Raw genomic sequence first — 21,718 nt, forward strand, 5'->3', positions numbered from 1 at the left:
GGACGAATGGATCATTCCCGACCCGTTGGGCAGGATTGCGGAATGGTCACCGACGCGTCTTGATCTGCGGTTCGTCCGCTGACATTGGCGACGTCAGCATAGACTTCGTCACGTAGAGCAGCGTTGCTCGTTGACCTCGATAGATTGACTGCCGTCGGCGGTGAGTCCTAAAGTCTGCGCGCGCGCTGTCGCACGCAGGCGGCCGATTGAGACCGAATAGTCCACGACCCGTCTGCCCATCGGGTTTGCTCTTGATCTGGAGGGCGGCATGGTCGCACCGGCCACGCTATGCATTGACGCCGACGAGCTCAAGTCCGTCGAGTGGACGATCGAGCACCTTGCCGACGAGTTCGACACCGTCGAAAGCGAGCCATTCCTCCGCGCGGTCACCCTCGCGTCCCATGAATTGCCGGCACGCATTCGTGCCGAGCTGCTGGACTTCAAGATGCTGGAGCCCAACGGCGCGCTGCTGATCCAAGGACTGCCGGTCGACGACGCCGCCATCGGACCGACCCCGTTCGGCCGCGGCCAGCTCGTCGACGAGAAGGCCACCCTCTGGCACGACATCGCGTTCTTCCTGTTCGCGTCCTGCCTCGGCGACCCGATCGGCTGGGAGACCTATCAGCAGGGCCGCCTCCTGCAGCACGTCGCGCCGCGGCCGGGTCACGAGTCCGATCAGACCAGCACCGGGTCGGTCACCAAGCTGGAGTGGCACACAGAGGAGGCGTATCACCCCTTCCGGCCCGAGTACCTGGGCCTGATGTGCCTGCGCAACCCCGACAACGTGGCGACGACGCTCACCCAGATGGCCGACCTGCGGCTCAGCGCGGAAGACCTGGCCCTGCTGCGCCAGAAGCGGTTCGTCATCCGCCCCGACGAGGCGCACATCCTGCGTCGCGACGAGGTGCCGGGCCTGACCGACCGCATGACCAGCTTCGACCGGATCGACCGGATGATCGAGGCGCCGGAGCCGGTCGCGCTCGTCTTCGGCGCGGAGGACCGGCCGTATCTCCGGGTCGATCCGTACTACATGGACCTGCCCGAGCAGGACGAGTTCGCCGCCGCGTTCACCAGGCTGTGCGCCGAGATCGAAACGCACCTTCAGGACGTGGCCCTCCAGCCCGGCGAGATCCTGTTCCTCGACAACTGGCGCACCGTCCACGGCCGCAAGGCGTTCCGCGCCCGTTACGACGGCCGTGACCGCTGGCTCAAGCGCCTCAGCCTGACCCGTGACCTGCGCAAGTCCCGCAGCATGCGGGCCTCGGTCAACGGCCGTAGCATCGGCTGATCAAGCCGTTTCGCAGAACCCTGTTGCCGCCCGCAGCGACGCGTGCTGTCCTTGGCGCAGCAAATCCGGCTCCCCGTAAGCAATTCCGCCCGGGGTGGCGGTAGCCTGTGCGACGACATGCGCTCGTAGCTCAGTGGATAGAGCAGGGGACTTCTAATCCCAAGGTCGTAGGTTCGAGTCCTACCGGGCGCGCAACACCCCTCCTGCCAGCGGAAACGCTGGGCAGGCGACGACACGCGTAGTAGTACGGCGCTAATACAGCAAAAGAGTGCGGCAAACGCGTATCGTGCCAGCATGCGAGCCCAACGCGTCGCCATCCCCAAGCACCACCTCGAGGAGGACCCCAACGGGCTGCACTGGACAGGCTTCCGCCGCTCCCTGCGTGCCGCCCGCCGATCCGAGGACACCATCACCGCCTACCACCGCGACCTCGCCGACCTCGCCTGGTTCCACGCCGGCAAAGACCTCGCCGACCTGAAAAAGATCGACATCCAGGAGTACTTCAGCGCACGCCTGGAGCGCCTCGCCGCCACCACCATGGCCATCCGCTTCCGCAGCCAGCGCGCCTTCTACAACTGGATGGTCGAGGAGGACATCATCCAGGCATCCCCGATGAAGGGCATGAAGGAACCCGCCGTCGACGATGTTCCGCCCCCGATCGTCGAGGACTCCGACCTGAAAGCCCTCCTCAAGGTGTGCTCCGGCACCAGCTTCGAGGAACGCCGCGACCATGCCGTCATCCGATTGTTCTGCGAGGCCGGCTCACCCAGGGTCGGTGAGATGGCCGGCATCCGCCTCGAGGACGTCGACCTGCGCACCGACGAGGTCACCGTCCGCGGCAAAGGCAACAAGACCCGCAAGGTGCCGCTCGGCCCGAAATGCGCCCAAGCCATCGAACGGTACATCCGGGTGCGTGCGAAACGCCCTAACGCGGCGGCGTCGCCGATGTTGTGGCTGAGCACCCTACGGAAGGAGGCTCACGACCACCTCACTGTGTCCGGGATCGCCCAGATGCTGGAGCGGCGTTGCGGCCAGGCCGGCATCGCGAAGATTCACCCCCACCAGCTACGGCACACCGCCGCGCATGTGTGGATGGACGCCGAAGGTTCGGAGGGCGACGCCATGGAGCTGTTCGGCTGGTCCTCGGATGCGATGCCGAAACGGTATGGGCGCAGCGCAAAGAACTCGCGTGCCCGGCGGGCGGCGAAGCGGAAGACGATCGGCGACCGCCTGTAGGGCGGCCCGGGCGGGGTAGTGGGTGGACGGGCCCGGCGGGTCACGGAGCGGGCTGCTACTCCATCACGTGGTTCCGCCGGGCCGCCCTCGGGGTCGTCCGGAGGCGAACCCGAGCCTGTTCGCTCGGATAGTTGCCCCTGATTGTCCACCGATGTGATTTCTTGCACTGACCCGGACGGCACCCATGCGGATCGATCCGCCGGGATCATCGGCCAGGTGGCAATCAGCCAGTTGGCGAGCAATTCCGGATCATGGCGGGAGCGGGTCGGCAACGAACGTGCCGGCCCTTGTCCGGTCGGTGATCAGGCCCTCCGTCCGCAGCACGACCTTCGCGGTGTCGATAGTCTGCCGGGCCACCCCGTACATCTCCGCGAGTTGCTGGTTCGTGGGCAGCCTGGAACCCGGCGGATACTCGCCGCCGCGAATCTTGGAACGCAAGTCTGAAGCCACCTCGTGATACGAGGTGGCCTTGTTTGCGGGCATATAGGTACTCCCGAGTCGGCACGGGTAGTAGACCATGCCCTTCGCATCGCCTGCAAAGAACTGCTGACCTGCCTGTACGTCTGGGCCGTCCTTGGTTTCTCCTAGGCAAATCGCTACGATCTCGGCGAGGCTTCCCGAGTCGGCAAACTTTGGGCGGGCCTCCGGTCGGCGCGGCCTTCCTGCTCGGATAGTCGCCGCGCCGGCCGCCCCCCGCACCGTGGCGGTCCCGCACCTCCACCCGGCCGTCGCGCCCCCTCTGGAGGTGCCGTGCCCGAGTCCGCGCCCCGTCCGCGTGGCCGCGCCGAGTTGGAGCACCCGGCCTGGTGCGAAACCAGGCTGTGCAGTCTCGAGATGATCGGTGTCGGCGGCTGCCATCAGCGCGAGTGGGTCGTGACCGACGACGAGGGACGCAAGGTGGCGTCGGTGCTGCTGCGCCAGTACGCGTCGGGTGCGGTGACGGTCGGCGTGGTGGGGTGGCGTGGGCGCCAGGAGTGGCTGGCGGCGGCTGCGGCGCGGGTGGCGCTGACGATGATCGAGGCGCGGCGGCATGCGGCCCGGGTGAGCTGACTACTGCTCGGCCGCCTTCTTCACGCCGCCGACGGCATGGTCGACCCAGGTGCGGGACCACTCGTGGTCGATGCCGCGCAGAATGTCGGCCTTCTTCATGCCGTCGGCGTATGCCTCGCGGATGGCCTGCTTGAGTTCGTCGCTGGCCTTGGCCTTGATGTCGTCGGCGCGCTTCTGCTCGCGCCGGTACCTGGTTACGGCACGGCGGAGCTTCTGGGCGCGTTCGTCCATGGTCACGATGATTGCACACTCCAGTTGGCACAGCAATGTGCTCCAAGTGCGGTTGACAGCAACAACTCCAGTTTGCAAACTGGAGTGAGCAGTCATCGAGTCGCTGAGGAGCCCCATGGATCTGTCCACCGTCGACCGCCGGACCCGCGACACCCTGGCCTACCACCTGCGGCACGTCGCCGCGATGGGCGGCTGGGTCACTGCCGCCTACTTCAACCGGATCTCCGAGCACAAGCCCGTCCGTGACCTGGCGTTCACCGAGGGACTGATCGAGCGCGGCGCGCGGGGCCGCATCCCCACGTTCGAGCTCACGGACGCCGGCCGCGCGTGGCTGGCGGGACTGGACGCCTGATGCCCGGCCTCAACGCCTACGTCACCACCAACGCGAATTTCCGGCTCACCGCGGACAGCCGCGTTTACGTCATGCCCCTCGACGACGCCGACGCCCCGCTTGTCCCCGAACGGTCTCCGGTCGGCGGTGTCCTGTTCTGGCACCGCGTCAACGAGGCCTTGGCGACGGTCGGCTGGCGGGTTGACGGGCACACCAGCCACCGCGAGGAGGACGTAACCGCGCTGGACCTGCCGTACACGCACGTCATCCATTTCCGCGCCGCGCCGAAGGGGTCGTGATGGCCGACGTTCACCGCACCCACGCACTGAAAGCCCTCGACGAGATCGGACGCTCCGAGCCTGGCGCCCGGCTCCTGGCGACGAGGGCCGTCCGGTCGGCGACCGGCTGCGACCTCCAGACGGCGCTCGCTGCGGTCGACTGGGCCATGGCCCGGCCGCCGGCGGCCAGCCTGCCGCTGAGATCGGTCATTGCCACTGACTTCGCTGTCTTCCTCAAGTCCGGGGTCACCTCCGAGCCCTCGATGCCATGGGTTGGGACCACGGACGTCATGTACGTCAACCTCTACGACGACGCCGAGGTTGACGATCTGATCCGCTCCGGACGGGCCACCATCCTGCGCGTCGGGGGCGGTGCGTCATGACCGCCACCTACCAGATCGTCGGCGACCACGGCCCGCAGGAATGGCCGCAGCACGAAATCGACGCCGCCGCGGTGCTGCTGATGGACGGCCATGACTGGCTGGATGTGCCCCGCGTGCTGCGTGAGCAGAACCCGGCTATGACGAATGCGATCGTGGTGACGGTTGCCGCGAAGCGCTGGATCGAACAGGGGTGCCCGGCATGACCCGCGACGCGGCGATCGACGCCGAGGTGGTCCGCTACGTCGACGCGGCCCGCCGCCACGACATCCACCTCGCCCACATCCGGCTCGCCACGCCGCGCAGCCTGCGCGGCCTGGCCCCGTACGACTCCGCCCGGTTGGCCGACGACACCGCCGGTGACGCCATGTTCGGCGATGACCACACCATCCGGGCCGTTGAGCCTGTCGCAGCCTGACGAGGAGACCGACATGCCACGGTTCGAGACGGTCCGCTCCAACGCGTACAAGCTGCTCGGCGACGCCCAGGACTGGCTGCACTCCGACGTCGACGACCCGCCGCGTGGCGACCGCGCGGAGGCGCTGCGCCGGGCCCGGCAGCACATCGCCGCGGCGAAGGAAGCGCTCAACGAGGCAGCGCAGGGGTCGCCGTGACCGCGACCCCACCCCCGGACGTCGAGGGCTTCCTGCGCCTCCTCGCTGCGGAGCCGACCCTGTTGCCGCCCGCCCCGGCGGACGGGATCGGCGACGCGACCCGCCGCCGCACCCAAGACGAGATCCACTCATGCCTCCGGTGCGGCCGGCGGGCGCAGGAGGCGTTCATCGCGGGGACCAGACTGGGGCCGCGGTGGCTTGACCTGTGCGCCGCGTGCGGGCACTGGCTGAGGACGTCGGCGCCGTGATGCGCACGGTCGCCGGGACCGGCCACCGCCCGGCGACCCGCACCAACCCGGACGGCATCACGCCCGCCCAGATGCCGTGGGTGCGGGCGAAGGCCAGAGCCGGGCTGTTGTGGCTGGCCGAGCACCACGACACCGAAGAGGTGTGGTCAGGGATGGCGTTGGGCTGGGACCTTGTGCTGGCCTCTGCCGCCGTCGATCTCGGCATCCCGCTGCGGGCCGTCATCCCGTTCGAGTCGCAGCCGGAGGTGTGGCGCGACCCTCGCGACGTCGCCGAGTGGCGCCGGCTGCGGGCCGCCGCGGAGTCGGAGATCGTGTGCGGGCCGAATCCCACGTCGAATCAGCACGCCGCCGCGCTGCTGCATGGCCGCAACGACGAACTCCTCCGCGCCGAAGGGCTGTTTGCGTGCTGGGATGCCCGGAAGCGCAGCGGCGGCACTCACTCGGCGGTGAAGAAGGCGGCGCGGCTCGAGCTGCCGGTCGTGCACCTCGACCCGGCCGCGCAGGTGGTGTGCGGACTGGGCTGCTCGTGCGTCGAGACGCTGAAGCCTTCAACCCTCTTTTAGCCCGCCGGCTAAATCTCACGCAGCTCGCCCACGTCGATGCCGTGCTCGGCGAGCGCCGCGACGAGCGCGTTGAGGCTCGGCAGGTTCCGCCGCACACCGGGCCCGTGCAGCGTGTACCAGACGACCACGGTCCCGGTGCCGCCGACCTCGACCCGCCACTTCCCGTCGGCCGTCTCCATCGCCCCCATGGCCTGAACGTACGACGCCCGCCGGCCCTCGTGGGGCTCGGCGGGCGAACTACACGGCTGTAGTTATCCACAGGGGTTATCCACAAGGCTGGAAGATGCTGGAACCTCAGTCGATCAGGAGCCGCTCCAGCTCGGCACCGGTGGCTGCCTCTAGGTGCCGGATCTTCTCGTCGCGCAGGTGGCTGAGCACGAACGCCTTCAGGTGCTCGAACGGCACCTCGACCCGTTCGACGCGGCCGGGCGTGTGCACCGATATGGTGACGTCGCCACTGCCATCGGCGTTGGCGTGGAACCGCGTCTCGACGCCGTCCCCGGTGGTGTAGCTGGTGGTGTGCGACATGCTGACCATCCTTCCTCAGGTGGCGTCGCTCGGGTCCGCGAGCCGCTCCGACCACCGCCATCCAGGCTCACTCCGTACCTGCTGCTCGTGGCTGACGCACAGCCGGGTGTACGACGTGGCCGGCTCGAACACGCCCTCGGCGAGCATGCCGACCCGGTAGTTGTCGAGGCACACGTAGTGCGCGGCCAGCTCGGGGCAGCGCGGCGCCGTCGACGACCATTGCTCGGCGAGCACGACGCTGCACAGGCGGTTGTCGGGGCGGCTCGCGGTGAGTAGCTGCCGGGCGGCGACCCGCAGGCGCTCGACGTCGGCGGCCTGGTTCGCGGCGGTGTAGTCCATGGCGGGCTCCTTCAGGCGGGGATCTCGGCCGCGAGTCCGGCCCATGCGGTGAGGTAGAGGGGGTCGCCGCCGAACCAGGGGTCGGCTTGCGGCGCGCGAGGGGCGGGGCGGTACGGGTCGGTGATGCTCGCGCGGATCGCGACGAGCACGTCGGCGGCGGGGTAGTGGCGCAGCATCGGGCTGAAGTTCATCGGGGTGCTCCTCAGGCGGCTTTGGTGCGCGGGTAGACGGCGTACGTGTCGTCGGCGTACCGGACGCCGATCGTGGTGAGCGTCCGGTCGACGCGGTGCACAACGATCGGGCGGCCGGTCCGCGGGTGCGCGACGGTCGCGCCGATCTCCGTGGCGGGGGCGGTGTCGACGTGGACGGCGCGCCGGGTGAAGTCAACGCCGCCGGGCCGGAACCCGACGCAGTTGACCTCGGCGTAGTTGCCGGTCCACGTGTGGATGGCGCCGGCGAGGATGTGCAGGACCGCGGCGGGCTCGTCGCTCATGGCGCCGTGCGGGTTGGAGACGGCGACGGCCAGGCAGGCGCCGTGGTTGAGGCACGCGGCGATGTCCTCGACGAGGACGACCTTGGGGAGCTTCACCGGCGTCTGGCGCTGCAGGTCGGCGTCCATCTCCAGCAGGTCGAGGGTGCGGATCCGGTCGGCGGTGTTGGTGACGGTGCGGCGCATGGGGGCTCCTCAGGCGGCGACGTTGATGGTCAGGGCGGTGGCGAGCCGGGCGGCGTGCTCGGCCACCTCGCGCTCGGCGGCGGTGAGCTGGTTGAGGCGGGTGCGGCCGGGGCCGGTGATGGTGCCGCCGGTGACGACGCGGCGGGCGTCTCGGCGGCCGGTCTGGTAGGTGAGGGCCAGGTAGCCGCGCTTCGCGAGGGCGGTGAGAACCTTGACGGACGCCTGGCCGGCCTTGCCGCCGCGCTCGACCCGGCCGTACATCTCGGCCACGGCCAGCGCCGTATGGCCCGGGTCGGAGACCTTGGTCTGGCGGCCCTTCGCGACGGGCGCGAGGCGCTGCGCGGGGATGGCGGGCGCGGCCGGGGTCGGCTCGGGCGCGGGGCTGGCCGGGTACTGCTCGAGCAGGGCGGCCCAGACGCGGCGCGCGTCGACCTCGAAGGTGTGGGTGGAGCACAGCTCCGGGGCGATGAAGTCGTTGCGGCGGGCCTCGATGCGGAAGCCGGCGACGGGGTGGGGACGGACGGCCAGAACGACGTCGCCGTTGGTGTGGACCAGGCCCTCGGCGGGGATGGTGAGCGGGGCGGTCGCCGTGTGCGTCATGTAAAGCAGTATGCAAACTGCTTTACAAGATCACAAGAGTCTACGGTCGTCCAAACGTGTAAAGTCGTTTGCATAGACGATCGCATTTCAGCGTGGGATACTCGCGCACATGGAGTATGACCTGACCCGTCTCACCAGGCTCGGCAAGCGACGAGCCAAACTGCTTGCCGACACCAAGGAGAACCTCAAAGAGATCCAGGACGAAATCCCCGTAGCCCGACGTGCTGGAGTCACCCAGGAGAAGATCGCCGCTGCTACCGGGCTAAGTCGAGTAACAGTTGCAAAGTACGATCCGGTCTCCGGAAACGACTCCGACAAACGGGGGGCGGCAGCGCCATGATCCAGGTTCACATCGCGCCGAAGACGGCCCCCGAGGCGCCCTTCCACGACTACATCGGCGAGTCAGGTGACGTCCCCCGGGTCGGTGACACGATCAGCATCAACCGCGACGACTACAAGGTCACGGACGTCATATGGTCGTTCGCTCCGGGAGGGTTTCAGGCGCCACCAACGCGGGTCACCGTCGTTGTGGAACGATCGCCGGTGGACTAGATTCCGCCACCCACCGCACCGTCATGCCCACCGACGCCAGCGCGCCCCCGACGAACTGGTGGGTGCTCGGCGGGTCGGCGGGCAGCAGCGGCAGCGTGACCACTGTCCCGCCTGGCTCGTCGGCGAGCAGCGCTGGGGAGAACAGCTCGCCCGGGTCGACCCGCATCGCGGCCGCGGCCCCGGCGAGCACATGCAGCGGTATCCGCTGCCGGCCGGCCTCGACGTTCGCCACCGACGACCGGGTGAGACCCGCGGCCGCGGCCAACTGCGCCTGCGTCAGCCCGGCCGAACGCCGGGCACGGTTGATCCGCTGCCCGGCATCGGCGTAGAACCGGTCGATCTGGTCCTCGGTCACGCCGGCCGCCTCTCGTCCTCGACAACCTTCAGCACGATCCGCCCCTCGCGGTTCTCGCGCAGCTCGCACTCCACGTCCCGGTCGGTGCAGCGGCTGACGCCCCGGGCATGCTTCGGCGGCCGGCACTCGCAGGTCAACGGCAGCTCGTCGCCGACACGGCGTGGGTCAACCGTCGACATTGGGCGCCTCTCGAATCATCTGCGCCTGAATCTCGGCCGTCATCGGCCCGTACTGGGCCCGCCGCACCGGCTCGTCGCAGCCCTCGCCGGCCGCCAGGACGTGCACCTTCGCCCGGATCGTGAACGCGCACCCGTCACTGCTCGACGGCTCGTCATGCACGCACAGCGTCGCACCGACCGGCATAACCGCCGCAAGCTCGTCGAGGCGCTCACGGTGCCGGCGGGCCGCCTCACCGACGACGCGGGCCAGCTCGCGCTGGTAGGCGTCCGGCCCGGTCACAACCCACCCGGCTCAACGATCCACGATTCGGCAGCCCAGTCGGCTTCCTCGCCGAACTCCAGCCACACCTCGACCTGCTTGCCGGTCTCGTCGGCCTGGCGCTGCGCAGCGGTGAACGCGGCATCCCGGTCCGGGTATGCCCGGCCGTCCAGCTTCCACGACTCGGTGAGCTGCGCTGCCGCGTACTGCTCAGGTGTCACCCCGCACTCGCGGAGAAGCCGGATCGCATCACGGACGGCAGGGTTCGCCAGAGGACTGTCGCTCATGCCTCCCACCATCGCAGATCCTCCCGGGACGCCTCGTGCGTCAGCCCCGGATCGTCGGCCTCGGTGCGCGCCCAGTCCCGCTCGACCGCGTCAGCCGCCGCCGTCCGCTCCTCGGTGGTCATCTTCTTGGTCAGCCACCGCCAGTCACCGTGCAGCCACACCGACGCCCAGGCCCCGTCCTCGACCCGCCGCACCTCATCCGGGTCGACGTCCATCGCGGCCATCGCCCGGGCGATGCGGTCCAGATCGGTGCCGAGGTGGCTCATCGCGCCGGCGAACCGGCGGACCAGCCCGGTCGCGGCAGCATTCAATGTGGCGCGTTCCGTCGTCAGCTCGCCGATCGGCGCGATCCCATACCCGTGGCTGGTCAGCGCGTCGTGCAGCGCCTGCCCGGCCTCGGCCGCAACCGCGTCCTCGGCGTACTCCTCGAACGTCTCGGCCAGGACCGCGGCGAGGAACGTCGGGCCGGCCCCGGTCACGCCGGCACCACCCAGACCTTGAACACGCCGTCATCGTCCGGCAGTTCCACCGAACCGGGATAGCTGTACGCGAATCGGTACCCGACCTTGGCCAGCGCCTCGGTCAGCTTCTCCTCGGCGGTAGGCTCCTGAGGGGGCACACCTGCCGGGATGTCGATGGTGACGCCGTCGACGGTGAGCGTGCCACCGGCGAGCAGGTTTCCCGGCAGCACTGGATGGTGGCCTCGGACGTACGCGGCGGTGACATTCACGACGTCCTCCCCGCCGGCGCCAGCGCCACCCCGTAGTTCCGGCCCCGCTTCCGCACGATCCACGTCTCCGCTTCCGTGCGCCCATCCCGGATGCCCGTGTTCGAGCGCCGCAGCAGATCGAGCAGGTCGGCGACGAACATCGGGTAGCTGCGTCCGCTGCTGTCGTTGAGCAGCACATACTTCGCCGACCGGCCCGACCGCATGCCGTCGAGCGCCATCACCGCCAGGAACGGCTCGTTCGCACGCCACTGGGCGTCTTGCCAGCGGTCGGCGTAGTGCAGCAGGTTCCCGTCGGCGTCGTACGGCACGTCGGTCACGGACGTCATCGCGCGTACTCCTCGTCGTCGTTCACGACCCCTCCTCGATCTGCCCGGCCAGCGCCGCCAGTAGCGCCCGGCCCTGCTCGTCCAGCCGGGCGACCGCCGCGAGCCGCAACTGCTCGGCCTGCTGCGGCCGGTGGGCGCACAGGCTCGCCAGCGACAGCACGGCACCGGCGAACTCCTCGGCGATGCACTGCTCCGTCCACGACAGGCTGGTCAATCTCCCTCCTCGGCCCATTCGATCGCCGCCCGTCCGGCGGTGATCCCGTTTGTCTTCACGTGCGGCGCAGCCTGCCGAGCCATCTCGAGCGCTGTCTCCAGGTCGAACCGGGTCCGGGCCAGGAACTCGTCGGAACGCTCCGACGGGATCGACTCGTACACCCAGGCGCCGTCGGCGGTGAGGCAGCGGTGCCGCCGGCGGTGAGGCAGCGGTGCCGCCGGCGGACCGCCCACCGGCCGGGCGCGACCCGGTCGACGGTGATCGCGAAAAGCCCCCAGTCCTGCACCGTCTCCGGGACGGCGCACACCGTGTAGCTCGTCGGCTCTGCCCACACGTCGGTCACGTCGCCGCCCCTCCGATCGCCCTGATCTGCGCGGCCCGATGCTCGGCGGTCACTGCGGGCCGCCCGTTGGGAACAGCCGCGCGGCGAGCCGCATCAACCCGGCGAGAATGAACACCACGCCGGAGATGACGGCGACCGACACGAACGCCGCCGGGGAACCGGTCAAGATCCACAGCCCGATCGACATCAGGTACAGGCCGGCCATGACCGAGCCGACCACGAACACGATCTGCTTGACGTCGTTGGCGAGACTCCGCCACCAGGTGGTCACGCCGACACCTCCACGGCGGGCAGTGTCTTGATCTCGGCGAGCTTCGCCTCCACCTGCTCAGTGGTCAGGCCCTGCGCGGTGCACAGCTCGCCGTCGTCGCTGTCCCATTCGACGTCAAACCGGAACGGGTGCACCGTGACGTGCGACGGGGCGACGCCGACCTCGCGGCCGTTTGGGAACTCGTACTGCCACCACAGCGTGCTGCCGCTGCCGTGGTTGGCGAGGTTGTCGACGAGGTACGACTGGTCAACGGGCATGACAGCCTCCTTCAGGCGTAGGGGTCGAATCCGACTTGGCCGCCGGGTTCGGTGATCGTGACGTCGCAGTCCATGTCGGAGATGGCGTGGTCGAGGAGGTGGTCGACCGTCCCGTCGGCTTTCGCCTGCTCGTACTCGGCACGGTTGACGGTGACGGTCGTGGTGCCGTGCTGCTCGATGGTCAGGGTGATCGTGTCGTCGGACATGAGGGCTCCTCAGGCTTGTTCGATGTCGTATTCGGTGATGACGAGCGCGTCCTTGACTTCGGCGATCAGCTCGTCAACGACGGACTCGTACTCGGCGAGCAGCGCGGGGCTGACGGCGGCGTACGGGTCGAGTTGACGCAGCCTTTCGATCCGGCGGACCTGCTGAATGGCGCGGGCCACGCGGGCGTCGGCGCTCACTGATGCCACTCCGGCATGGCCATGACCTCGGCGGCCAGCCTGTCAACTTCCTCCACCGCCGCCGTGACGGTCACCTCTCCGCCTGGGCCGTCGTAGGTGACGATGGTGACGATGGTGTTGTCGCTGCCGACTTCGGCTTTCAGGACCATTCGGCGCCTGTTCGGGAACTCGTAAAACTCCCAGCCTGTTGCCCAGTCCTGCCGGTACTGCAGGAGGGAATCCCAGAACTCCCGGCGTGCTTGTCGATCCATTGGGGCTCCTTCATCAGATGTAGCCGAGGCGTTCGGCAAGGGCCTGAAATGCCTCGGCGTAGTCGGGGCGCTCGGCCGCGAGGTCGCGGCACGGGCCGGCGAGGATCGTGTAGATCGCGGCGTCGGCGAGGCTGTCGTGCTCACGGCCGCCGGCGGCCTGCGCCTGGATCGCGGCCTCGACACGGTCGAACGCGGCGGGCATGTCGGTCATAGCGCACTCGCCGCTGCGTAGGCCGCGCGCTCGATCTCGGCGACCGCGACGATCACGGCCGGGTCGGTGACGATGCCGTGCCGATACAGCGCCTCCAGCATCGGCAGCCGACCGGGGCCGACGCACAGGTCGGTGTGCTCGCCGCCGCGGCAGCCGTTGCCCTTGCAGTGGGCGTCGCAGATGACGCCGACCAGGCGGAAGCAGGGGCACATGGTCAGTCCTCCTCGTCGGGGTTGCACCAGGTGCATTCGGGCAGGGTGATCGCCTTCTCCCACGTGCCTCCGACCAGCCGGTAGACGCACGAGCAGCCGAGGACGGAACCGGGCTGCGGCCCCGCGTAGTAGGACCACGGTGGCCGGGGTTCGGTCGGGCAGCGCAGGGTGACCGTGTCGCGCGGGTCGAGGTTGTCGACGTTCAGGCGGTCGAAGCCGGGCCAGGTGATCAGGGACCGGTCGCGGTGGTCGACGGCGACGACGACACGGACCGTGCCACGGTCGGGGACGAGCCGGTCACCGACACGGATCTGCCACGCGGCGGCCGGCACGTCGATGTAGTCGGTCACTCGGCCAACTCCTCGTCTCGGGCCTGCCGGACCTGCTCGAACAGGCTGCTCGTGAACCGCTCCATCGGGCCGGGGGCGTGCTCGGCGCGGTAGACGATGTTCTCGGCCTCGCGGACGGCCCGCCATTGGACGGCGGCCTCGAAGCTGCGCGGGTCAAGTTCGGGGTCGACGCCCCACTCGCTGGCGCTCATTGCAGCCTCCTGCGGTCGACCATTAGCGTCTCATTTGCAACACTAACAGTTAAGGAGGTTGTGTCAAGTGAGACAGCAGAGTGGTACCGTTCCACGCATGATCAGGCCGAAGTGGCAGCCGGCGAGCGAGGAGCAGCGGAAGGCGCTGGCTGCCGCTGCGGCAGCGGCACGAAAGGCCGATCGAGCCGAAGAAGAGACCTGGAAGCTGATCCTCGAAGCCCGCGACGCAGGCGTGCCGGACACGGTCGTGTGCGACCTGACCAACCGCAGCAGGGCAACGCTCAACCGAAAGTACGGACCACGGCGCGACAACGACTGATTACGACCGGCAGAGGGTTGCCCCATGGACATGGTGCTGTTTAGCAATCTCTCGCTCGACGAGACCCTTCGAGGAGCGGCCCGGAAGATGGTCGCCCGACTTGAGAATTGGGAAGCGAATTCTCTACTCGGAACCCCGGTGGCCGACGTAATCGATGAGCTGATGGACATCGGTTCCGTCGACTGTCCGCGCCTGCATCGCGACCAAGCGTGGCAGGAAGACCCGGTCGAGGACGTCGAACGCCGCGGCCACCACCCGTACCGGGTCGAGAGGCGCTTCACCAAGTTCATCCTCGTGGTGCCGTTCAGCGGCAACCGCTCAGTGCTCGACCTCCGAACCTCGAAGCACACGGGCAGCTATCCGTATGTAGAGAAGATGCGTGAGCAGGAAATATGGGTCTCTGCCGTCGGCGACGGCAAGAGCGCATCCACAGTCGAGGCCGAGCTCAACGCGGCAGTAGACAAAGTCGAGATGTACCTGGGATGGGCGCGGGAAGAGATCGAACGCCATAATGGACAGTTGCAAGCAGAGCTGCCCGAGATGGTCGAGCGTCGGCGCGCAAAGCTCTTGGCTGACCGAAATCTTCAGGCTGCAATCGGATACCCGATCCGGCGCCGGGCCGACGCGGACACCTACGCAGTCCCCATCCAGCGGCGCGCTATCCGGCCGCAGCGCGGTCACCGGCAATCGGCCGCCCCTTTCGTGCCAGAGCCTGTGATGGCCGAAGCGGACTATAGGGCGGCACTCGCGGTACTCCGCACCTCGCGAAACGGGCTGGAACGGTCACCGCGCCTGGCCGCAAAGCTGAATGAGGAAGAGATTCGAGACTTTCTGCTTTTCAACTTGAACAACAACTTCGAGGGTGCCGCAGCAGGTGAGGTGTTCAACGGCGACGGCAAGACCGACATCCTGATTCGCGTCGAGGACCGTAACATCTTCATCGGTGAATGCAAGGTGTGGAAGGGTCCGAAGACGATGGACGAGGCGTTTGACCAGCTCTTTGGCTACCTAGTCTGGCGCGACACCAAAGCGGCGATACTGCTGTTCATCCGCAGCGCCAACGTAACAGACGCGATCCGGAAGGCCGTAGCGAAGATCAAGGCGCATCCCAACTACAAGCGGCCGGCCCCGCCGCCAGCCGAGGGTGAGCATGCGTTCGTCATGCACGCCAAGGACGACCCGGAGCGCGAGATCCACCTAGCACTTCTGCCGTTCGCGCTCCGGCCGCCAAGAGCTACAACTTGACAAGCTGGTCGTGTAGCCGATTCAGCGCCGCGTTCGCGACCCGGATCGCTGCTTCCCGGGCCGCCGTCGAGTCCTCCGGATAGCAGTCGACCCGCCACCGGCCCGGCTCCACGTACAGCTTCCCGCCGAACCCGAGCGAGCCCATGAACCGGAACTCGGTGCAGCCGTGCGTCAGGTGGTGCACGAACTCGTCCCGGCCGTCCCCGCGGGCGCCGGCATGCCGGACCAGGATGTCGTAGACCGCGGTCGCCTGCTCCGGGGTCACACCGGCCTCCCAAACGCCCGGCAGCCGAGCGTGCGGCCGTCCAGGTCCCGCACCACCTCGTGCGGCACGAGCAGGTCGTCGCGGTCCCGGTTGACCATCGCCACCGGGCGCGACACGACCAGCCACACGCCCCGCTCGGGCGCCGGAAGACCCTCACCGCCGCCGAACCGGATGTCGACGACCGGCACCCCGTCGACCGGCCGCACCCTGCCGATCTCCGTCTCGCCGAGCCGCGGCGGGCGGTCACACGGCGGTAGGATCACGACCGGCTCGACGGCGCCGGGCACGATCCGGTCCGGGCAGGTCGACGAGTAGACGTGCATCGGATGCGGGGTCAGGTTGATGATCACGCCACACATCCGGCCAGCAGCACCTCGCGGGCCCGGGCGTACTTCCGTCGCAGCCGGTCTGCGGTCGCCTCGTCGAGGAGCGCCAGCCGCGCCTCGTCGCTGTTGGTCGCGTTGTCTGCGAGCTTCACGAGCCGCCCCAGCGGGTCCGCCGCCGCCCGTGCGATGAGGCCCATGTAGTCCTCGCCCTCGCGCCACGTCACCGCGTCCACGGCCCGCACGACAGCCTCGGGGAATCCCATCGCCCGTAGCTGGTCGAGCGTCACGTCGGTGTCCTCGACGATGTCGTGCAGGTAGCCGGCCATGACCGCCTCGTCGCTGTGATACTCCAGCCGGCGGGCAACCTCGGCGACATGCTCGAAGTAGGGGCGGCCGGCCTTGTCGACCTGGCTGCGGTGCGCCGCATAGGCAAGCTCGCGGGCGTCGTTCACTGTGCGGGTCATGGTGGCCTCCTCAGCCGATGTTGGCCAGCGGGTCGTAAGACTGCCAGGACTCGCTTCCACGCAGCGCAAGAACGGCCTGGTACTGAGCCATGAGCCAGCGCACGTCGCCCATCGCCGTGTGGCGGTCGAACGCGTCCGGGTCAACGCCGATCATGCGGGAGATGTCGTCGGACTTGAGGCCAGCCCCGGCCGGGACGCCGAGCGCGCCGGCCACGTAGGCGGTGACGTCCCACGGGTGATAGTGCCACGACGGGCAGAGTCCATACCGGCGCAGCAGGCGGTCGAGGTGCAGGTCGTCGAACGCGGGGTTCCCGCCGAGCAGCATCGCGCCGCGGGTCATCTGCTCGACCTTGCGGGCGGCGGAGAACTCCGGCAGGTATTCGCCGTCGGCGTCGCTGCGGTCGTCGTGCTGCTGCCGGTACCGCTCGTGGAAGCGGCCGAACTTGAGGGACTGCGGGTCGGCGTGAGTCAGGTCGACGTCGGCGATGAAGAACTCGGCCTCGGTCTCGGTGCCGTCGGGCTCGCGGCGGACCATCGCGATCTCCCAGGCGAGGCGGGTCTCGCGGTGGAGCGAGATCGTCTCCGTGTCGGTGAACGTGAGGGCAAGGGGGGTCATAGAGTCTCCTTGATTCGGTCATTCAGGGCTTGGCTCATGTCGTCGGTCCACCGCCACGACGGCAGCCAGTCGTACATCGGGTCGAGTCGCCCGTCGGCAACGACCGCGGCGGCCTCGAGCGTGCCGATCTCCACCTCGACGAGCGGCCGCATGTCCTCCGGCAGGCCCGGCAGGTACTCGCGGCGCCCCGCGGCGGCGTACCGGAGCAGCGCGGCCAGGTCGCCGGGCGCCGGTGGCGTCCACACGGCCGGCATGAACGCGGCCCGGCCGGCGTCGGTCAGCCGGGCCCGGAACGTGCGTGGCTGCTGCCCGGCCATGATGTCGACGAGCCCGGCGTCGGCGAGCGCGAGCAGCGCCCACTTCACCTTCGCCGGGATGTGCCACCACGTTTCGCCGGTGCGGTGCCGGGCGGCCAGCAGCTCGCAGATCAGGTACTGGGTCGGGGGCAGCCAGTCGACGTCGGTGCCGGCACTCACGCCAGGTCTCCGTCGCACTCGGGGGTGCACACCTCGTGCGTCTGGCCGGCCGGGCACGCCAGGTTGTTGCAGTAGTCGCCGCACTCGCCGTGCATGTAGCCGTGCCGAGGACCGTCCGGCCCGTGGAAGCCGGTGCACTGGTGACGCTGGACCGCGGCCAGTAGCTCGTCCCAGGTGTCGCCGGGTTCGACGGACCGGATCTGGTGGCCGTGGCACTCCAGCCAGAGGGTGTCGCCGTCGGTGGTGATGTGGACGTTGCTCAACGCTCACCGCCTGGGTGCGTCACGGTCATCGACCGCCAGTCGACCCGCACATGCCGGGTGTTGGCCTCGGTGTGGGCGCGCTCATAGTCGGCGTCGCCGAGATACCACAGCGGGCAGCCGCGTCCATCATCGCGGAACCGGATGCCCTCCTCGTGCTCGAACGTGAACGAGGCGACCGGGCCGCGTGGCGCCGTCTCCGGCGAGATCCGGTCGGCCCAGCGGCGAAGCAGGCCAGCGAATCCCGACAGGTAGGTTCCCGAACTCACCGCAGCACCGCCTCAGTCGCCAGCCGCAGCGCCTCGCGGCAGCCCGCGAACTCGGCGCGCATCGTGACCGCGTCCACGTCGGGCAGCTCACCCTCGGCGTACGCCAACGCCAACTGCAGGGCGTCACGAGTCTGGCCGAGCAGCGCGTGGAGGCGGTCGTAGTGCTCCAGCAGGTCGATCGCGTCGTCCTCGGTCACCACGTCGCCGTCGGCGAGCTGCCGGCGAACCCACGCAACCTTTCCGGGCTCGGCCATCAGGCCGCCACCTCCGTCCCCGCGTAGGCGGCCAGCACCCGGTCGACGAGCTCGGCGCGCAACTCCATGAGCACCGGGAAGTCGGCGGCGTACGCCAGCAGCTCCTGCTCCTGCATCTCGTACCGGGCCCGCAGTTCGTCGACGGTGACACCCTGCGCCCGCAGGGTTGTGCAGTCGTTCAGGATGTGTGTCAGCTTCGGCATCAGCTTGTCCAGTGCCCGCACGAACCGGGCCTCCGGTAGCAGTTGGCGCTCGTACTCGCTGATCGTCTGGTCAATCCACGGCAGTTCCAGCCCGAACTCGCTCATGATCCGCGAGTAGGCGGCGTGCTCGCGGGCCTTCTTCTGCGCCTTCTGGTCGCTGCTCAACGCGCGAAGGGTGGGCATATCACCGGCGTACGCCTCGACGAGGTCGTGCACCAGCGCGAACTGGGCGACCAGCCCGACGCGCAGGCCGGGCACGTGCTCGGTGGCGAACGCGCACGCGGCCAGCCCGAGCATGACGGTGTGGTCGGTGTCCGACTCGGGCGTGGTGCCGTCCGCGTGGAACGTGATCCGGTCGATGGTGCCGAACAGCAGCGACAGCCGGGCCAAGTCGACGAGCCTGTCGGCGAGGATCTGCGTGCTCACAGCGTCGGCCTGCTTCCGAGAGCGTCGTTGAGGGCATCCAGGGCATTCCGCCACGGGCAGTTGTCGGAGGAGTGCCCGCCGAAGTCGACGCCGAGGAACTGCCCGACGGCCTCGGTCAGCTTGTTGGCGACTTCCTCGGCCTGGTCGCGCTCCTTCAGAGTTTGGTCCCACATCTGGTCGTCGGTCGGGCGGAGAGCCTTCAGGCGCGCCTCAACGCGCTCCTCGACGTCGGCGGAGGTCAGTGTGTAGCCCATGATCAGTGCTCCTTCGGTTCGTTGATGTAGTAGGTGACGGGTCCATCCAGGTCGGGCAGCGCAGCCAGCAGCGACCGCCGACCGGCAGGCACCGCACGGACCGCGTCCCAGTCGATGTCCGGGCAGGCCCGCAGGTCCCGCAGATCCTTCGCCCGGAACAGCGCCACCCGCGATCCCCACTGGCCGTTCACGTACAGCCGCGGGCGCAGCCAGCCTTTCGCGATCAAATGCCGCCAGTCGCGCTCCCGGCAGCCGAGCAGCGTCATCGCGTCGACGGTCGGCATGAGATAGCCGTCGATCTCGGCCTGGTTGAGGACGGCGACGTCAGCGAACGCCTCGATCGCCCGGCCGTCGTACAGCCGGTGCGTCTTGTACGTGCCGGCCGCCGGGATCACACCGGTGCGGCACAACTCCCGGACCGCGTCGGCGGAGACGGGCAGACCCAGCCGCTCCGACAGAATCTCGGCCGCCCGGTGGACGCCCATGTCGGGGATGCTGCCCGCCCGGGCGGCGAGGGCCTTGCGGCGCCGGTGGAGGCGTTTCGCCACCGCCTGCGACCAGCGCCCGCCCGGCACATCGGGGGCGGGGATGGCCTTGCCGAGCCGCTCCACCTGCCACTCGGCAAGGCCGAGCAGATCCCGCAACTGCACGGGGCCGTAGTCGGCACGCCACTGCACACGCACGCCGGTCATGGCGCTACTCCTCTCGAGGGCCGGCAGGGCGTCTGGTCCATGCCGGTGTTGCGGCAGTTGCCACAGCCCGGCCCGGGCGTCTGGTAGTCCGGCGAACACGACAGGCACACGTGCGTCCAGAACGGCTTCCCGCAGGTGCAGGGCCCGCCGCCGGTCGCCGCGGCGCGGATGTCCCACGGCGTGATCGACAGTTCGCGGATCTTCGCATCCCCGGCAGGCCAGTCGACGGCGTCGCAGCCGTCCGGGTTCGCGTTCAGCCGGCCGATCATCGCCACCACCATCGCCTCCGCGCCGGCGGCCAGCTTCCGGCACGTCTCGGCGTCCAGGCGCCGGTTCGCGCGCGCCTCGTTCGCCTGGGACGCCAGCCACCGGGCGACCGCGTACGCGCCGGTCACATACCCCTGTTCGATGCCGTCGACAGTCACCGGTTGCCCACCACGCTCAGCACGAAGTAGTCGCCGCCCGCCTCGTACCGGTGCACGACCCGGTATACGCCCGGCCCGAGCTGCAGTTCCCGCGCCGGCTCAGGCCAGTCGGGATGCCCGACCAGCCAGCACTCGTCCAGCGGCGTCGACCAGCCCATGTCCAGGTTGCGGTGCCGGATGCCGTGCGCCTCCGGCTCGTCGTCGCCGTCCTCCTCAGACCACTCCAGCACGTCGCGGTCGCAGTCGGTGTCGAGGCACTCCTGCCAGGCCCGGCACGTGTCGGTCACGCCGTCGCAGGTCAGCGTGTACGTCAGGGCGCCGTCGACCTCGGTGATGGTCAGGGTGTGCGGCGGGAAGCCAGTGATCGTGAAGTCGGCGGTCACCGGGCAGCCGCCTCGATGACGCGACCGAACTCCCAGCCGAACGCTGACGTCTCATGCCACGTCCCGGTCGTCCGGTTGATCAGCGTGTCGAACCGGACCCGATGCCGGCACCAGTCCGGGTTCTCCTGCGACGGCTCGCAGCCGCCGAGGATGGTGGCGTCGTAGCCGTGCAGGATGCGGCGCTCACCCTCATGCACCAGGCACGTCTCGGCGGTCACCGGGCACCCGCCCCGGCCCGCAGCGTGCGCCACCGGTTCAGGTCGGCGTCACGGTCGGCGGCGTCGCTGCACAGCCCGCACAGCCGCTTCGCCCACGGCTGACCGTGCTCGCGGCCGATCCCGACCACCTCGCCACCGCAGCGCCGGCACTCGTACGGGGCCGTCGGGTCAAGCGTGCCGGCCAGCACCTCGGCGGCACACGGCAGGCATCGCGGCTGCTGGTCGCCGCCGAGCACCTCGGCCTCGTGGACGCCGCACTCGACACAGCAGCGGGACCCGTCGGTGCCGTTCGACGTCCACCGTGCCCGGCACTGCGGGCAGTAGAACCGGTCACCGTCGTGGGAGGTGGCGACGTGGCAGAACTCGCAGTCCGGCGGCGGGAAGTCCAGATCCGCCACCTCGACCCTGTCCAGCTCGGCGAGCCGGTCCGTGAGCGGGTGAACGCGGACGTTCGCGAGGGGCGCGAACTCGCCCGACGACGGGCGCAGCGTCGGCACACCCTTCAGCAGGTAGGCGTCGGTCCAGGTGGTGCTGGTGGTCCATGCGGCGGCAGGCGTGCGGCGCCACTGGATGAGGGTGCCGGGCCTGTGGGCGGCGTTCCAGGCCGCAACCTCGGCGGCCTGGTCGGTGGTCGTGGTCATCGCCCCGACCCCCGCAGCGTCTCGTGTAGGTCGCGGAGGGTCGAGTCCAGGCTGTCGAGCTGGTCGGCGACCGCGAGGGTCGCGTGCGCCTGGGCTGCGGCGATCTGCAGGTCGTAGTCGAGGCGATCCGGCTTGGGCAGGCCGGCGAGGATCGCCTCCGCCTGGGCGTAGTGCGTGGGCTTGTCAGGTGTGGTCATCGTGGTTCCTTCCGTTGGGGGAATCGGGCCG

56 protein-coding genes and 1 tRNA gene are annotated in these 21,718 nt (G+C 69.3%); 15 read left to right on the top strand and 42 right to left on the bottom strand.

The window, feature by feature from the left end:
- Positions 1-268 precede the first annotated feature (268 nt).
- The 3 genes from gntD (at position 269) to Drose_RS05585 (ending at position 2,524) form a co-directional block, all read left to right on the top strand.
- Positions 269-1,288 (top strand): guanitoxin biosynthesis L-enduracididine beta-hydroxylase GntD, encoded by a 1,020-nt coding sequence (gene gntD / locus Drose_RS05575; RefSeq protein ID WP_260727092.1) that lies wholly within the window; start codon positions 269-271, stop codon positions 1,286-1,288.
- Between the two features lie 119 nt (positions 1,289-1,407).
- A tRNA-Arg gene (locus Drose_RS05580) sits at positions 1,408-1,480 on the top strand.
- A gap of 102 nt (positions 1,481-1,582) precedes the next feature.
- Positions 1,583-2,524, top strand: coding sequence for a tyrosine-type recombinase/integrase (locus Drose_RS05585; protein ID WP_260727093.1), 942 nt, complete (start codon positions 1,583-1,585; stop codon positions 2,522-2,524).
- A 249-nt stretch (positions 2,525-2,773) separates the two neighbouring features.
- Here Drose_RS05585 and Drose_RS05590 read toward each other — a convergent pair whose 3' ends face one another.
- The gene (locus Drose_RS05590; RefSeq protein ID WP_260727094.1) at positions 2,774-2,962 is read right to left on the bottom strand and encodes a winged helix-turn-helix domain-containing protein; all 189 of its coding nucleotides are present in this window, start codon (positions 2,960-2,962) and stop codon (positions 2,774-2,776) included.
- 312 nt (positions 2,963-3,274) lie between these two features.
- On the opposite strand from Drose_RS05590, the gene Drose_RS05595 reads away from it, so the two are divergent.
- Positions 3,275-3,574 carry a hypothetical protein gene (locus tag Drose_RS05595; protein ID WP_260727095.1) on the top strand — a complete coding sequence of 100 codons (300 nt, stop codon included), beginning with the start codon at positions 3,275-3,277 and terminating at the stop codon, positions 3,572-3,574.
- On the opposite strand, the gene Drose_RS05600 is transcribed toward Drose_RS05595, so the two are convergent.
- Positions 3,575-3,805, bottom strand: coding sequence for a hypothetical protein (locus Drose_RS05600; protein WP_260727096.1), 231 nt, complete (start codon positions 3,803-3,805; stop codon positions 3,575-3,577).
- 115 nt (positions 3,806-3,920) lie between these two features.
- Here Drose_RS05600 and Drose_RS05605 point away from each other — a divergent pair, with 115 nt between their 5' ends.
- Genes Drose_RS05605 through Drose_RS05640 form a run of 8 tightly spaced genes read left to right on the top strand, consistent with a single transcriptional unit; the run spans position 3,921 to position 6,219 of the window.
- Positions 3,921-4,157: a hypothetical protein gene (locus tag Drose_RS05605; RefSeq protein WP_260727097.1), complete on the top strand. Its 237-nt coding sequence runs from the start codon at positions 3,921-3,923 to the stop codon at positions 4,155-4,157.
- Positions 4,157-4,435 (top strand): hypothetical protein, encoded by a 279-nt coding sequence (locus tag Drose_RS05610; RefSeq protein WP_260727098.1) that lies wholly within the window; start codon positions 4,157-4,159, stop codon positions 4,433-4,435. The genes Drose_RS05605 and Drose_RS05610 overlap by 1 nt, the downstream gene beginning before the upstream one ends.
- The gene (locus Drose_RS05615; protein WP_260727099.1) at positions 4,435-4,797 is read left to right on the top strand and encodes a hypothetical protein; all 363 of its coding nucleotides are present in this window, start codon (positions 4,435-4,437) and stop codon (positions 4,795-4,797) included. Before Drose_RS05610 ends, Drose_RS05615 begins: the two co-directional genes overlap by 1 nt.
- Entirely contained in the window at positions 4,794-5,000 is a 207-nt protein-coding gene (locus Drose_RS05620; protein ID WP_260727100.1) for a hypothetical protein, read from the top strand. The genes Drose_RS05615 and Drose_RS05620 overlap by 4 nt, the downstream gene beginning before the upstream one ends.
- Complete coding sequence (locus Drose_RS05625; protein ID WP_260727101.1) at positions 4,997-5,212, top strand: hypothetical protein; 216 nt, start codon at positions 4,997-4,999, stop codon at positions 5,210-5,212. Before Drose_RS05620 ends, Drose_RS05625 begins: the two co-directional genes overlap by 4 nt.
- 13 nt (positions 5,213-5,225) lie before the next feature.
- Positions 5,226-5,408, top strand: a complete 183-nt coding sequence (locus Drose_RS05630; RefSeq protein WP_260727102.1) for a hypothetical protein — start codon at positions 5,226-5,228, stop codon at positions 5,406-5,408.
- Positions 5,405-5,656 (top strand): hypothetical protein, encoded by a 252-nt coding sequence (locus tag Drose_RS05635; protein ID WP_260727103.1) that lies wholly within the window; start codon positions 5,405-5,407, stop codon positions 5,654-5,656. Before Drose_RS05630 ends, Drose_RS05635 begins: the two co-directional genes overlap by 4 nt.
- Positions 5,623-6,219 (top strand): hypothetical protein, encoded by a 597-nt coding sequence (locus tag Drose_RS05640; RefSeq protein WP_260727104.1) that lies wholly within the window; start codon positions 5,623-5,625, stop codon positions 6,217-6,219. The genes Drose_RS05635 and Drose_RS05640 overlap by 34 nt, the downstream gene beginning before the upstream one ends.
- An 8-nt stretch (positions 6,220-6,227) precedes the next feature.
- On the opposite strand, the gene Drose_RS05645 is transcribed toward Drose_RS05640, so the two are convergent.
- The 6 genes from Drose_RS05645 to Drose_RS05670 form a co-directional block, all read right to left on the bottom strand.
- Positions 6,228-6,407, bottom strand: coding sequence for a hypothetical protein (locus Drose_RS05645; protein ID WP_260727105.1), 180 nt, complete (start codon positions 6,405-6,407; stop codon positions 6,228-6,230).
- A 106-nt stretch (positions 6,408-6,513) separates the two neighbouring features.
- Positions 6,514-6,747, bottom strand: coding sequence for a hypothetical protein (locus tag Drose_RS05650; RefSeq protein WP_260727106.1), 234 nt, complete (start codon positions 6,745-6,747; stop codon positions 6,514-6,516).
- 15 nt (positions 6,748-6,762) lie between these two features.
- On the bottom strand, positions 6,763-7,086 hold the full coding sequence (locus Drose_RS05655) for a hypothetical protein (RefSeq protein ID WP_260727107.1): 324 nt from the start codon (positions 7,084-7,086) through the stop codon (positions 6,763-6,765).
- Positions 7,087-7,097: 11 nt separating this feature from the next.
- A complete protein-coding gene (locus Drose_RS05660; protein WP_260727108.1) occupies positions 7,098-7,277 on the bottom strand; it encodes a hypothetical protein in 180 nt (59 codons plus the stop codon).
- A gap of 11 nt (positions 7,278-7,288) precedes the next feature.
- On the bottom strand, positions 7,289-7,762 hold the full coding sequence (locus tag Drose_RS05665; RefSeq protein WP_260727109.1) for a hypothetical protein: 474 nt from the start codon (positions 7,760-7,762) through the stop codon (positions 7,289-7,291).
- A gap of 9 nt (positions 7,763-7,771) precedes the next feature.
- Positions 7,772-8,362 carry a hypothetical protein gene (locus Drose_RS05670; protein WP_260727110.1) on the bottom strand — a complete coding sequence of 197 codons (591 nt, stop codon included), beginning with the start codon at positions 8,360-8,362 and terminating at the stop codon, positions 7,772-7,774.
- Positions 8,363-8,471: 109 nt separating this feature from the next.
- Between Drose_RS05670 and Drose_RS05675 the strand changes: the two genes are divergently transcribed.
- Positions 8,472-8,702 carry a hypothetical protein gene (locus tag Drose_RS05675; protein ID WP_260727111.1) on the top strand — a complete coding sequence of 77 codons (231 nt, stop codon included), beginning with the start codon at positions 8,472-8,474 and terminating at the stop codon, positions 8,700-8,702.
- 177 nt (positions 8,703-8,879) lie between these two features.
- Here the strand turns inward: Drose_RS05675 and Drose_RS05680 are convergent, their stop codons facing one another.
- The 18 genes from Drose_RS05680 to Drose_RS05765 all read right to left on the bottom strand — a co-directional run bounded on the left by Drose_RS05680 (position 8,880) and on the right by Drose_RS05765 (position 13,754).
- Positions 8,880-9,269 (bottom strand): helix-turn-helix domain-containing protein, encoded by a 390-nt coding sequence (locus Drose_RS05680; protein ID WP_260727112.1) that lies wholly within the window; start codon positions 9,267-9,269, stop codon positions 8,880-8,882.
- Positions 9,266-9,448, bottom strand: a complete 183-nt coding sequence (locus tag Drose_RS05685; RefSeq protein WP_260727113.1) for a hypothetical protein — start codon at positions 9,446-9,448, stop codon at positions 9,266-9,268. The genes Drose_RS05680 and Drose_RS05685 overlap by 4 nt, the downstream gene beginning before the upstream one ends.
- Positions 9,435-9,728 (bottom strand): hypothetical protein, encoded by a 294-nt coding sequence (locus Drose_RS05690; RefSeq protein WP_260727114.1) that lies wholly within the window; start codon positions 9,726-9,728, stop codon positions 9,435-9,437. The genes Drose_RS05685 and Drose_RS05690 overlap by 14 nt, the downstream gene beginning before the upstream one ends.
- Complete coding sequence (locus Drose_RS05695; RefSeq protein ID WP_260727115.1) at positions 9,725-9,994, bottom strand: hypothetical protein; 270 nt, start codon at positions 9,992-9,994, stop codon at positions 9,725-9,727. The genes Drose_RS05690 and Drose_RS05695 overlap by 4 nt, the downstream gene beginning before the upstream one ends.
- Positions 9,991-10,473, bottom strand: a complete 483-nt coding sequence (locus Drose_RS05700; protein ID WP_260727116.1) for a hypothetical protein — start codon at positions 10,471-10,473, stop codon at positions 9,991-9,993. Before Drose_RS05700 ends, Drose_RS05695 begins: the two co-directional genes overlap by 4 nt.
- Positions 10,470-10,724, bottom strand: coding sequence for a hypothetical protein (locus Drose_RS05705; protein ID WP_260727117.1), 255 nt, complete (start codon positions 10,722-10,724; stop codon positions 10,470-10,472). The genes Drose_RS05700 and Drose_RS05705 overlap by 4 nt, the downstream gene beginning before the upstream one ends.
- Positions 10,721-11,050, bottom strand: coding sequence for a hypothetical protein (locus tag Drose_RS05710; RefSeq protein ID WP_260727118.1), 330 nt, complete (start codon positions 11,048-11,050; stop codon positions 10,721-10,723). Before Drose_RS05710 ends, Drose_RS05705 begins: the two co-directional genes overlap by 4 nt.
- A 22-nt stretch (positions 11,051-11,072) precedes the next feature.
- Complete coding sequence (locus tag Drose_RS05715) at positions 11,073-11,264, bottom strand: hypothetical protein (RefSeq protein ID WP_260727119.1); 192 nt, start codon at positions 11,262-11,264, stop codon at positions 11,073-11,075.
- On the bottom strand, positions 11,261-11,497 hold the full coding sequence (locus Drose_RS05720) for a hypothetical protein (RefSeq protein ID WP_260727120.1): 237 nt from the start codon (positions 11,495-11,497) through the stop codon (positions 11,261-11,263). The genes Drose_RS05715 and Drose_RS05720 overlap by 4 nt, the downstream gene beginning before the upstream one ends.
- A gap of 159 nt (positions 11,498-11,656) precedes the next feature.
- Positions 11,657-11,878: a hypothetical protein gene (locus tag Drose_RS05725; RefSeq protein WP_260727121.1), complete on the bottom strand. Its 222-nt coding sequence runs from the start codon at positions 11,876-11,878 to the stop codon at positions 11,657-11,659.
- Positions 11,875-12,135, bottom strand: a complete 261-nt coding sequence (locus tag Drose_RS05730; RefSeq protein ID WP_260727122.1) for a hypothetical protein — start codon at positions 12,133-12,135, stop codon at positions 11,875-11,877. The genes Drose_RS05725 and Drose_RS05730 overlap by 4 nt, the downstream gene beginning before the upstream one ends.
- A gap of 11 nt (positions 12,136-12,146) precedes the next feature.
- Entirely contained in the window at positions 12,147-12,341 is a 195-nt protein-coding gene (locus tag Drose_RS05735) for a hypothetical protein (RefSeq protein WP_260727123.1), read from the bottom strand.
- 9 nt (positions 12,342-12,350) lie between these two features.
- On the bottom strand, positions 12,351-12,539 hold the full coding sequence (locus Drose_RS05740; protein ID WP_260727124.1) for a hypothetical protein: 189 nt from the start codon (positions 12,537-12,539) through the stop codon (positions 12,351-12,353).
- Complete coding sequence (locus Drose_RS05745) at positions 12,536-12,790, bottom strand: hypothetical protein (RefSeq protein WP_260727125.1); 255 nt, start codon at positions 12,788-12,790, stop codon at positions 12,536-12,538. Before Drose_RS05745 ends, Drose_RS05740 begins: the two co-directional genes overlap by 4 nt.
- A gap of 13 nt (positions 12,791-12,803) precedes the next feature.
- Positions 12,804-13,001, bottom strand: a complete 198-nt coding sequence (locus Drose_RS05750) for a hypothetical protein (RefSeq protein ID WP_260727126.1) — start codon at positions 12,999-13,001, stop codon at positions 12,804-12,806.
- Positions 12,998-13,213 carry a hypothetical protein gene (locus Drose_RS05755; protein WP_260727127.1) on the bottom strand — a complete coding sequence of 72 codons (216 nt, stop codon included), beginning with the start codon at positions 13,211-13,213 and terminating at the stop codon, positions 12,998-13,000. The genes Drose_RS05750 and Drose_RS05755 overlap by 4 nt, the downstream gene beginning before the upstream one ends.
- 2 nt (positions 13,214-13,215) lie before the next feature.
- The gene (locus tag Drose_RS05760) at positions 13,216-13,563 is read right to left on the bottom strand and encodes a hypothetical protein (protein WP_260727128.1); all 348 of its coding nucleotides are present in this window, start codon (positions 13,561-13,563) and stop codon (positions 13,216-13,218) included.
- On the bottom strand, positions 13,560-13,754 hold the full coding sequence (locus tag Drose_RS05765; RefSeq protein ID WP_260727129.1) for a hypothetical protein: 195 nt from the start codon (positions 13,752-13,754) through the stop codon (positions 13,560-13,562). The genes Drose_RS05760 and Drose_RS05765 overlap by 4 nt, the downstream gene beginning before the upstream one ends.
- A 97-nt stretch (positions 13,755-13,851) precedes the next feature.
- Between Drose_RS05765 and Drose_RS05770 the strand changes: the two genes are divergently transcribed.
- Positions 13,852-14,073, top strand: a complete 222-nt coding sequence (locus Drose_RS05770) for a hypothetical protein (protein ID WP_260727130.1) — start codon at positions 13,852-13,854, stop codon at positions 14,071-14,073.
- Between the two features lie 24 nt (positions 14,074-14,097).
- A complete protein-coding gene (locus Drose_RS05775) occupies positions 14,098-15,318 on the top strand; it encodes a hypothetical protein (protein ID WP_260727131.1) in 1,221 nt (406 codons plus the stop codon).
- Here the strand turns inward: Drose_RS05775 and Drose_RS05780 are convergent.
- The 16 genes from Drose_RS05780 to Drose_RS05855 are packed head-to-tail and all read right to left on the bottom strand — an operon-like array spanning position 15,308 to position 21,687.
- Positions 15,308-15,583: a hypothetical protein gene (locus Drose_RS05780; RefSeq protein ID WP_260727132.1), complete on the bottom strand. Its 276-nt coding sequence runs from the start codon at positions 15,581-15,583 to the stop codon at positions 15,308-15,310. The genes Drose_RS05775 and Drose_RS05780 overlap by 11 nt on opposite strands.
- Positions 15,580-15,933, bottom strand: coding sequence for a hypothetical protein (locus tag Drose_RS05785; protein WP_260727133.1), 354 nt, complete (start codon positions 15,931-15,933; stop codon positions 15,580-15,582). Before Drose_RS05785 ends, Drose_RS05780 begins: the two co-directional genes overlap by 4 nt.
- A complete protein-coding gene (locus Drose_RS05790; RefSeq protein ID WP_260727134.1) occupies positions 15,930-16,373 on the bottom strand; it encodes an HD domain-containing protein in 444 nt (147 codons plus the stop codon). Before Drose_RS05790 ends, Drose_RS05785 begins: the two co-directional genes overlap by 4 nt.
- A gap of 10 nt (positions 16,374-16,383) precedes the next feature.
- Positions 16,384-16,989: a hypothetical protein gene (locus tag Drose_RS05795; protein ID WP_260727135.1), complete on the bottom strand. Its 606-nt coding sequence runs from the start codon at positions 16,987-16,989 to the stop codon at positions 16,384-16,386.
- Positions 16,986-17,465 (bottom strand): hypothetical protein, encoded by a 480-nt coding sequence (locus Drose_RS05800; RefSeq protein ID WP_260727136.1) that lies wholly within the window; start codon positions 17,463-17,465, stop codon positions 16,986-16,988. The genes Drose_RS05795 and Drose_RS05800 overlap by 4 nt, the downstream gene beginning before the upstream one ends.
- A complete protein-coding gene (locus tag Drose_RS05805; protein WP_260727137.1) occupies positions 17,462-17,728 on the bottom strand; it encodes a hypothetical protein in 267 nt (88 codons plus the stop codon). The genes Drose_RS05800 and Drose_RS05805 overlap by 4 nt, the downstream gene beginning before the upstream one ends.
- A complete protein-coding gene (locus Drose_RS05810; RefSeq protein WP_260727138.1) occupies positions 17,725-17,994 on the bottom strand; it encodes a hypothetical protein in 270 nt (89 codons plus the stop codon). The genes Drose_RS05805 and Drose_RS05810 overlap by 4 nt, the downstream gene beginning before the upstream one ends.
- Positions 17,991-18,248, bottom strand: a complete 258-nt coding sequence (locus tag Drose_RS05815) for a hypothetical protein (protein ID WP_260727139.1) — start codon at positions 18,246-18,248, stop codon at positions 17,991-17,993. Before Drose_RS05815 ends, Drose_RS05810 begins: the two co-directional genes overlap by 4 nt.
- On the bottom strand, positions 18,248-18,877 hold the full coding sequence (locus Drose_RS05820; protein WP_260727140.1) for an HD domain-containing protein: 630 nt from the start codon (positions 18,875-18,877) through the stop codon (positions 18,248-18,250). Before Drose_RS05820 ends, Drose_RS05815 begins: the two co-directional genes overlap by 1 nt.
- Entirely contained in the window at positions 18,874-19,131 is a 258-nt protein-coding gene (locus tag Drose_RS05825; protein ID WP_260727141.1) for a hypothetical protein, read from the bottom strand. The genes Drose_RS05820 and Drose_RS05825 overlap by 4 nt, the downstream gene beginning before the upstream one ends.
- A 2-nt stretch (positions 19,132-19,133) precedes the next feature.
- Positions 19,134-19,823 (bottom strand): hypothetical protein, encoded by a 690-nt coding sequence (locus tag Drose_RS05830; RefSeq protein ID WP_260727142.1) that lies wholly within the window; start codon positions 19,821-19,823, stop codon positions 19,134-19,136.
- Positions 19,820-20,248 carry a hypothetical protein gene (locus tag Drose_RS05835; RefSeq protein ID WP_260727143.1) on the bottom strand — a complete coding sequence of 143 codons (429 nt, stop codon included), beginning with the start codon at positions 20,246-20,248 and terminating at the stop codon, positions 19,820-19,822. Before Drose_RS05835 ends, Drose_RS05830 begins: the two co-directional genes overlap by 4 nt.
- A complete protein-coding gene (locus Drose_RS05840; RefSeq protein WP_260727144.1) occupies positions 20,245-20,631 on the bottom strand; it encodes a hypothetical protein in 387 nt (128 codons plus the stop codon). Before Drose_RS05840 ends, Drose_RS05835 begins: the two co-directional genes overlap by 4 nt.
- Positions 20,628-20,849 (bottom strand): hypothetical protein, encoded by a 222-nt coding sequence (locus Drose_RS05845; RefSeq protein WP_260727145.1) that lies wholly within the window; start codon positions 20,847-20,849, stop codon positions 20,628-20,630. The genes Drose_RS05840 and Drose_RS05845 overlap by 4 nt, the downstream gene beginning before the upstream one ends.
- Positions 20,846-21,490 (bottom strand): hypothetical protein, encoded by a 645-nt coding sequence (locus Drose_RS05850; protein ID WP_260727146.1) that lies wholly within the window; start codon positions 21,488-21,490, stop codon positions 20,846-20,848. The genes Drose_RS05845 and Drose_RS05850 overlap by 4 nt, the downstream gene beginning before the upstream one ends.
- Positions 21,487-21,687: a hypothetical protein gene (locus Drose_RS05855; protein WP_260727147.1), complete on the bottom strand. Its 201-nt coding sequence runs from the start codon at positions 21,685-21,687 to the stop codon at positions 21,487-21,489. The genes Drose_RS05850 and Drose_RS05855 overlap by 4 nt, the downstream gene beginning before the upstream one ends.
- Positions 21,688-21,718 lie beyond the last annotated feature (31 nt).

Source organism: Dactylosporangium roseum, from assembly GCF_025264685.1.
Taxonomy (GTDB): Bacteria; Actinomycetota; Actinomycetes; order Mycobacteriales; family Micromonosporaceae; genus Dactylosporangium; species Dactylosporangium roseum.

What these genes read in the sequence shown, in the direction of transcription:
- gntD (WP_260727092.1), top strand. Translation starts at nt 269, where the DNA reads ATGGTCGCACCGGCCACGCTATGCATTGACGCCGACGAGCTCAAGTCC.
- Drose_RS05585 (WP_260727093.1), top strand. Translation starts at nt 1,583, where the DNA reads ATGCGAGCCCAACGCGTCGCCATCCCCAAGCACCACCTCGAGGAGGAC.
- Drose_RS05600 (WP_260727096.1), bottom strand. Translation starts at nt 3,805, where the DNA reads ATGGACGAACGCGCCCAGAAGCTCCGCCGTGCCGTAACCAGGTACCGG.
- Drose_RS05605 (WP_260727097.1), top strand. Translation starts at nt 3,921, where the DNA reads ATGGATCTGTCCACCGTCGACCGCCGGACCCGCGACACCCTGGCCTAC.
- Drose_RS05610 (WP_260727098.1), top strand. Translation starts at nt 4,157, where the DNA reads ATGCCCGGCCTCAACGCCTACGTCACCACCAACGCGAATTTCCGGCTC.
- Drose_RS05615 (WP_260727099.1), top strand. Translation starts at nt 4,435, where the DNA reads ATGGCCGACGTTCACCGCACCCACGCACTGAAAGCCCTCGACGAGATC.
- Drose_RS05620 (WP_260727100.1), top strand. Translation starts at nt 4,794, where the DNA reads ATGACCGCCACCTACCAGATCGTCGGCGACCACGGCCCGCAGGAATGG.
- Drose_RS05625 (WP_260727101.1), top strand. Translation starts at nt 4,997, where the DNA reads ATGACCCGCGACGCGGCGATCGACGCCGAGGTGGTCCGCTACGTCGAC.
- Drose_RS05630 (WP_260727102.1), top strand. Translation starts at nt 5,226, where the DNA reads ATGCCACGGTTCGAGACGGTCCGCTCCAACGCGTACAAGCTGCTCGGC.
- Drose_RS05645 (WP_260727105.1), bottom strand. Translation starts at nt 6,407, where the DNA reads ATGGGGGCGATGGAGACGGCCGACGGGAAGTGGCGGGTCGAGGTCGGC.
- Drose_RS05650 (WP_260727106.1), bottom strand. Translation starts at nt 6,747, where the DNA reads ATGTCGCACACCACCAGCTACACCACCGGGGACGGCGTCGAGACGCGG.
- Drose_RS05655 (WP_260727107.1), bottom strand. Translation starts at nt 7,086, where the DNA reads ATGGACTACACCGCCGCGAACCAGGCCGCCGACGTCGAGCGCCTGCGG.
- Drose_RS05660 (WP_260727108.1), bottom strand. Translation starts at nt 7,277, where the DNA reads ATGAACTTCAGCCCGATGCTGCGCCACTACCCCGCCGCCGACGTGCTC.
- Drose_RS05665 (WP_260727109.1), bottom strand. Translation starts at nt 7,762, where the DNA reads ATGCGCCGCACCGTCACCAACACCGCCGACCGGATCCGCACCCTCGAC.
- Drose_RS05670 (WP_260727110.1), bottom strand. Translation starts at nt 8,362, where the DNA reads ATGACGCACACGGCGACCGCCCCGCTCACCATCCCCGCCGAGGGCCTG.
- Drose_RS05675 (WP_260727111.1), top strand. Translation starts at nt 8,472, where the DNA reads ATGGAGTATGACCTGACCCGTCTCACCAGGCTCGGCAAGCGACGAGCC.
- Drose_RS05685 (WP_260727113.1), bottom strand. Translation starts at nt 9,448, where the DNA reads ATGTCGACGGTTGACCCACGCCGTGTCGGCGACGAGCTGCCGTTGACC.
- Drose_RS05695 (WP_260727115.1), bottom strand. Translation starts at nt 9,994, where the DNA reads ATGAGCGACAGTCCTCTGGCGAACCCTGCCGTCCGTGATGCGATCCGG.
- Drose_RS05710 (WP_260727118.1), bottom strand. Translation starts at nt 11,050, where the DNA reads ATGACGTCCGTGACCGACGTGCCGTACGACGCCGACGGGAACCTGCTG.
- Drose_RS05730 (WP_260727122.1), bottom strand. Translation starts at nt 12,135, where the DNA reads ATGCCCGTTGACCAGTCGTACCTCGTCGACAACCTCGCCAACCACGGC.
- Drose_RS05735 (WP_260727123.1), bottom strand. Translation starts at nt 12,341, where the DNA reads ATGTCCGACGACACGATCACCCTGACCATCGAGCAGCACGGCACCACG.
- Drose_RS05745 (WP_260727125.1), bottom strand. Translation starts at nt 12,790, where the DNA reads ATGGATCGACAAGCACGCCGGGAGTTCTGGGATTCCCTCCTGCAGTAC.
- Drose_RS05750 (WP_260727126.1), bottom strand. Translation starts at nt 13,001, where the DNA reads ATGACCGACATGCCCGCCGCGTTCGACCGTGTCGAGGCCGCGATCCAG.
- Drose_RS05755 (WP_260727127.1), bottom strand. Translation starts at nt 13,213, where the DNA reads ATGTGCCCCTGCTTCCGCCTGGTCGGCGTCATCTGCGACGCCCACTGC.
- Drose_RS05765 (WP_260727129.1), bottom strand. Translation starts at nt 13,754, where the DNA reads ATGAGCGCCAGCGAGTGGGGCGTCGACCCCGAACTTGACCCGCGCAGC.
- Drose_RS05770 (WP_260727130.1), top strand. Translation starts at nt 13,852, where the DNA reads ATGATCAGGCCGAAGTGGCAGCCGGCGAGCGAGGAGCAGCGGAAGGCG.
- Drose_RS05775 (WP_260727131.1), top strand. Translation starts at nt 14,098, where the DNA reads ATGGACATGGTGCTGTTTAGCAATCTCTCGCTCGACGAGACCCTTCGA.
- Drose_RS05790 (WP_260727134.1), bottom strand. Translation starts at nt 16,373, where the DNA reads ATGACCCGCACAGTGAACGACGCCCGCGAGCTTGCCTATGCGGCGCAC.
- Drose_RS05795 (WP_260727135.1), bottom strand. Translation starts at nt 16,989, where the DNA reads ATGACCCCCCTTGCCCTCACGTTCACCGACACGGAGACGATCTCGCTC.
- Drose_RS05815 (WP_260727139.1), bottom strand. Translation starts at nt 18,248, where the DNA reads ATGGCCGAGCCCGGAAAGGTTGCGTGGGTTCGCCGGCAGCTCGCCGAC.
- Drose_RS05825 (WP_260727141.1), bottom strand. Translation starts at nt 19,131, where the DNA reads ATGGGCTACACACTGACCTCCGCCGACGTCGAGGAGCGCGTTGAGGCG.
- Drose_RS05830 (WP_260727142.1), bottom strand. Translation starts at nt 19,823, where the DNA reads ATGACCGGCGTGCGTGTGCAGTGGCGTGCCGACTACGGCCCCGTGCAG.
- Drose_RS05850 (WP_260727146.1), bottom strand. Translation starts at nt 21,490, where the DNA reads ATGACCACGACCACCGACCAGGCCGCCGAGGTTGCGGCCTGGAACGCC.
- Drose_RS05855 (WP_260727147.1), bottom strand. Translation starts at nt 21,687, where the DNA reads ATGACCACACCTGACAAGCCCACGCACTACGCCCAGGCGGAGGCGATC.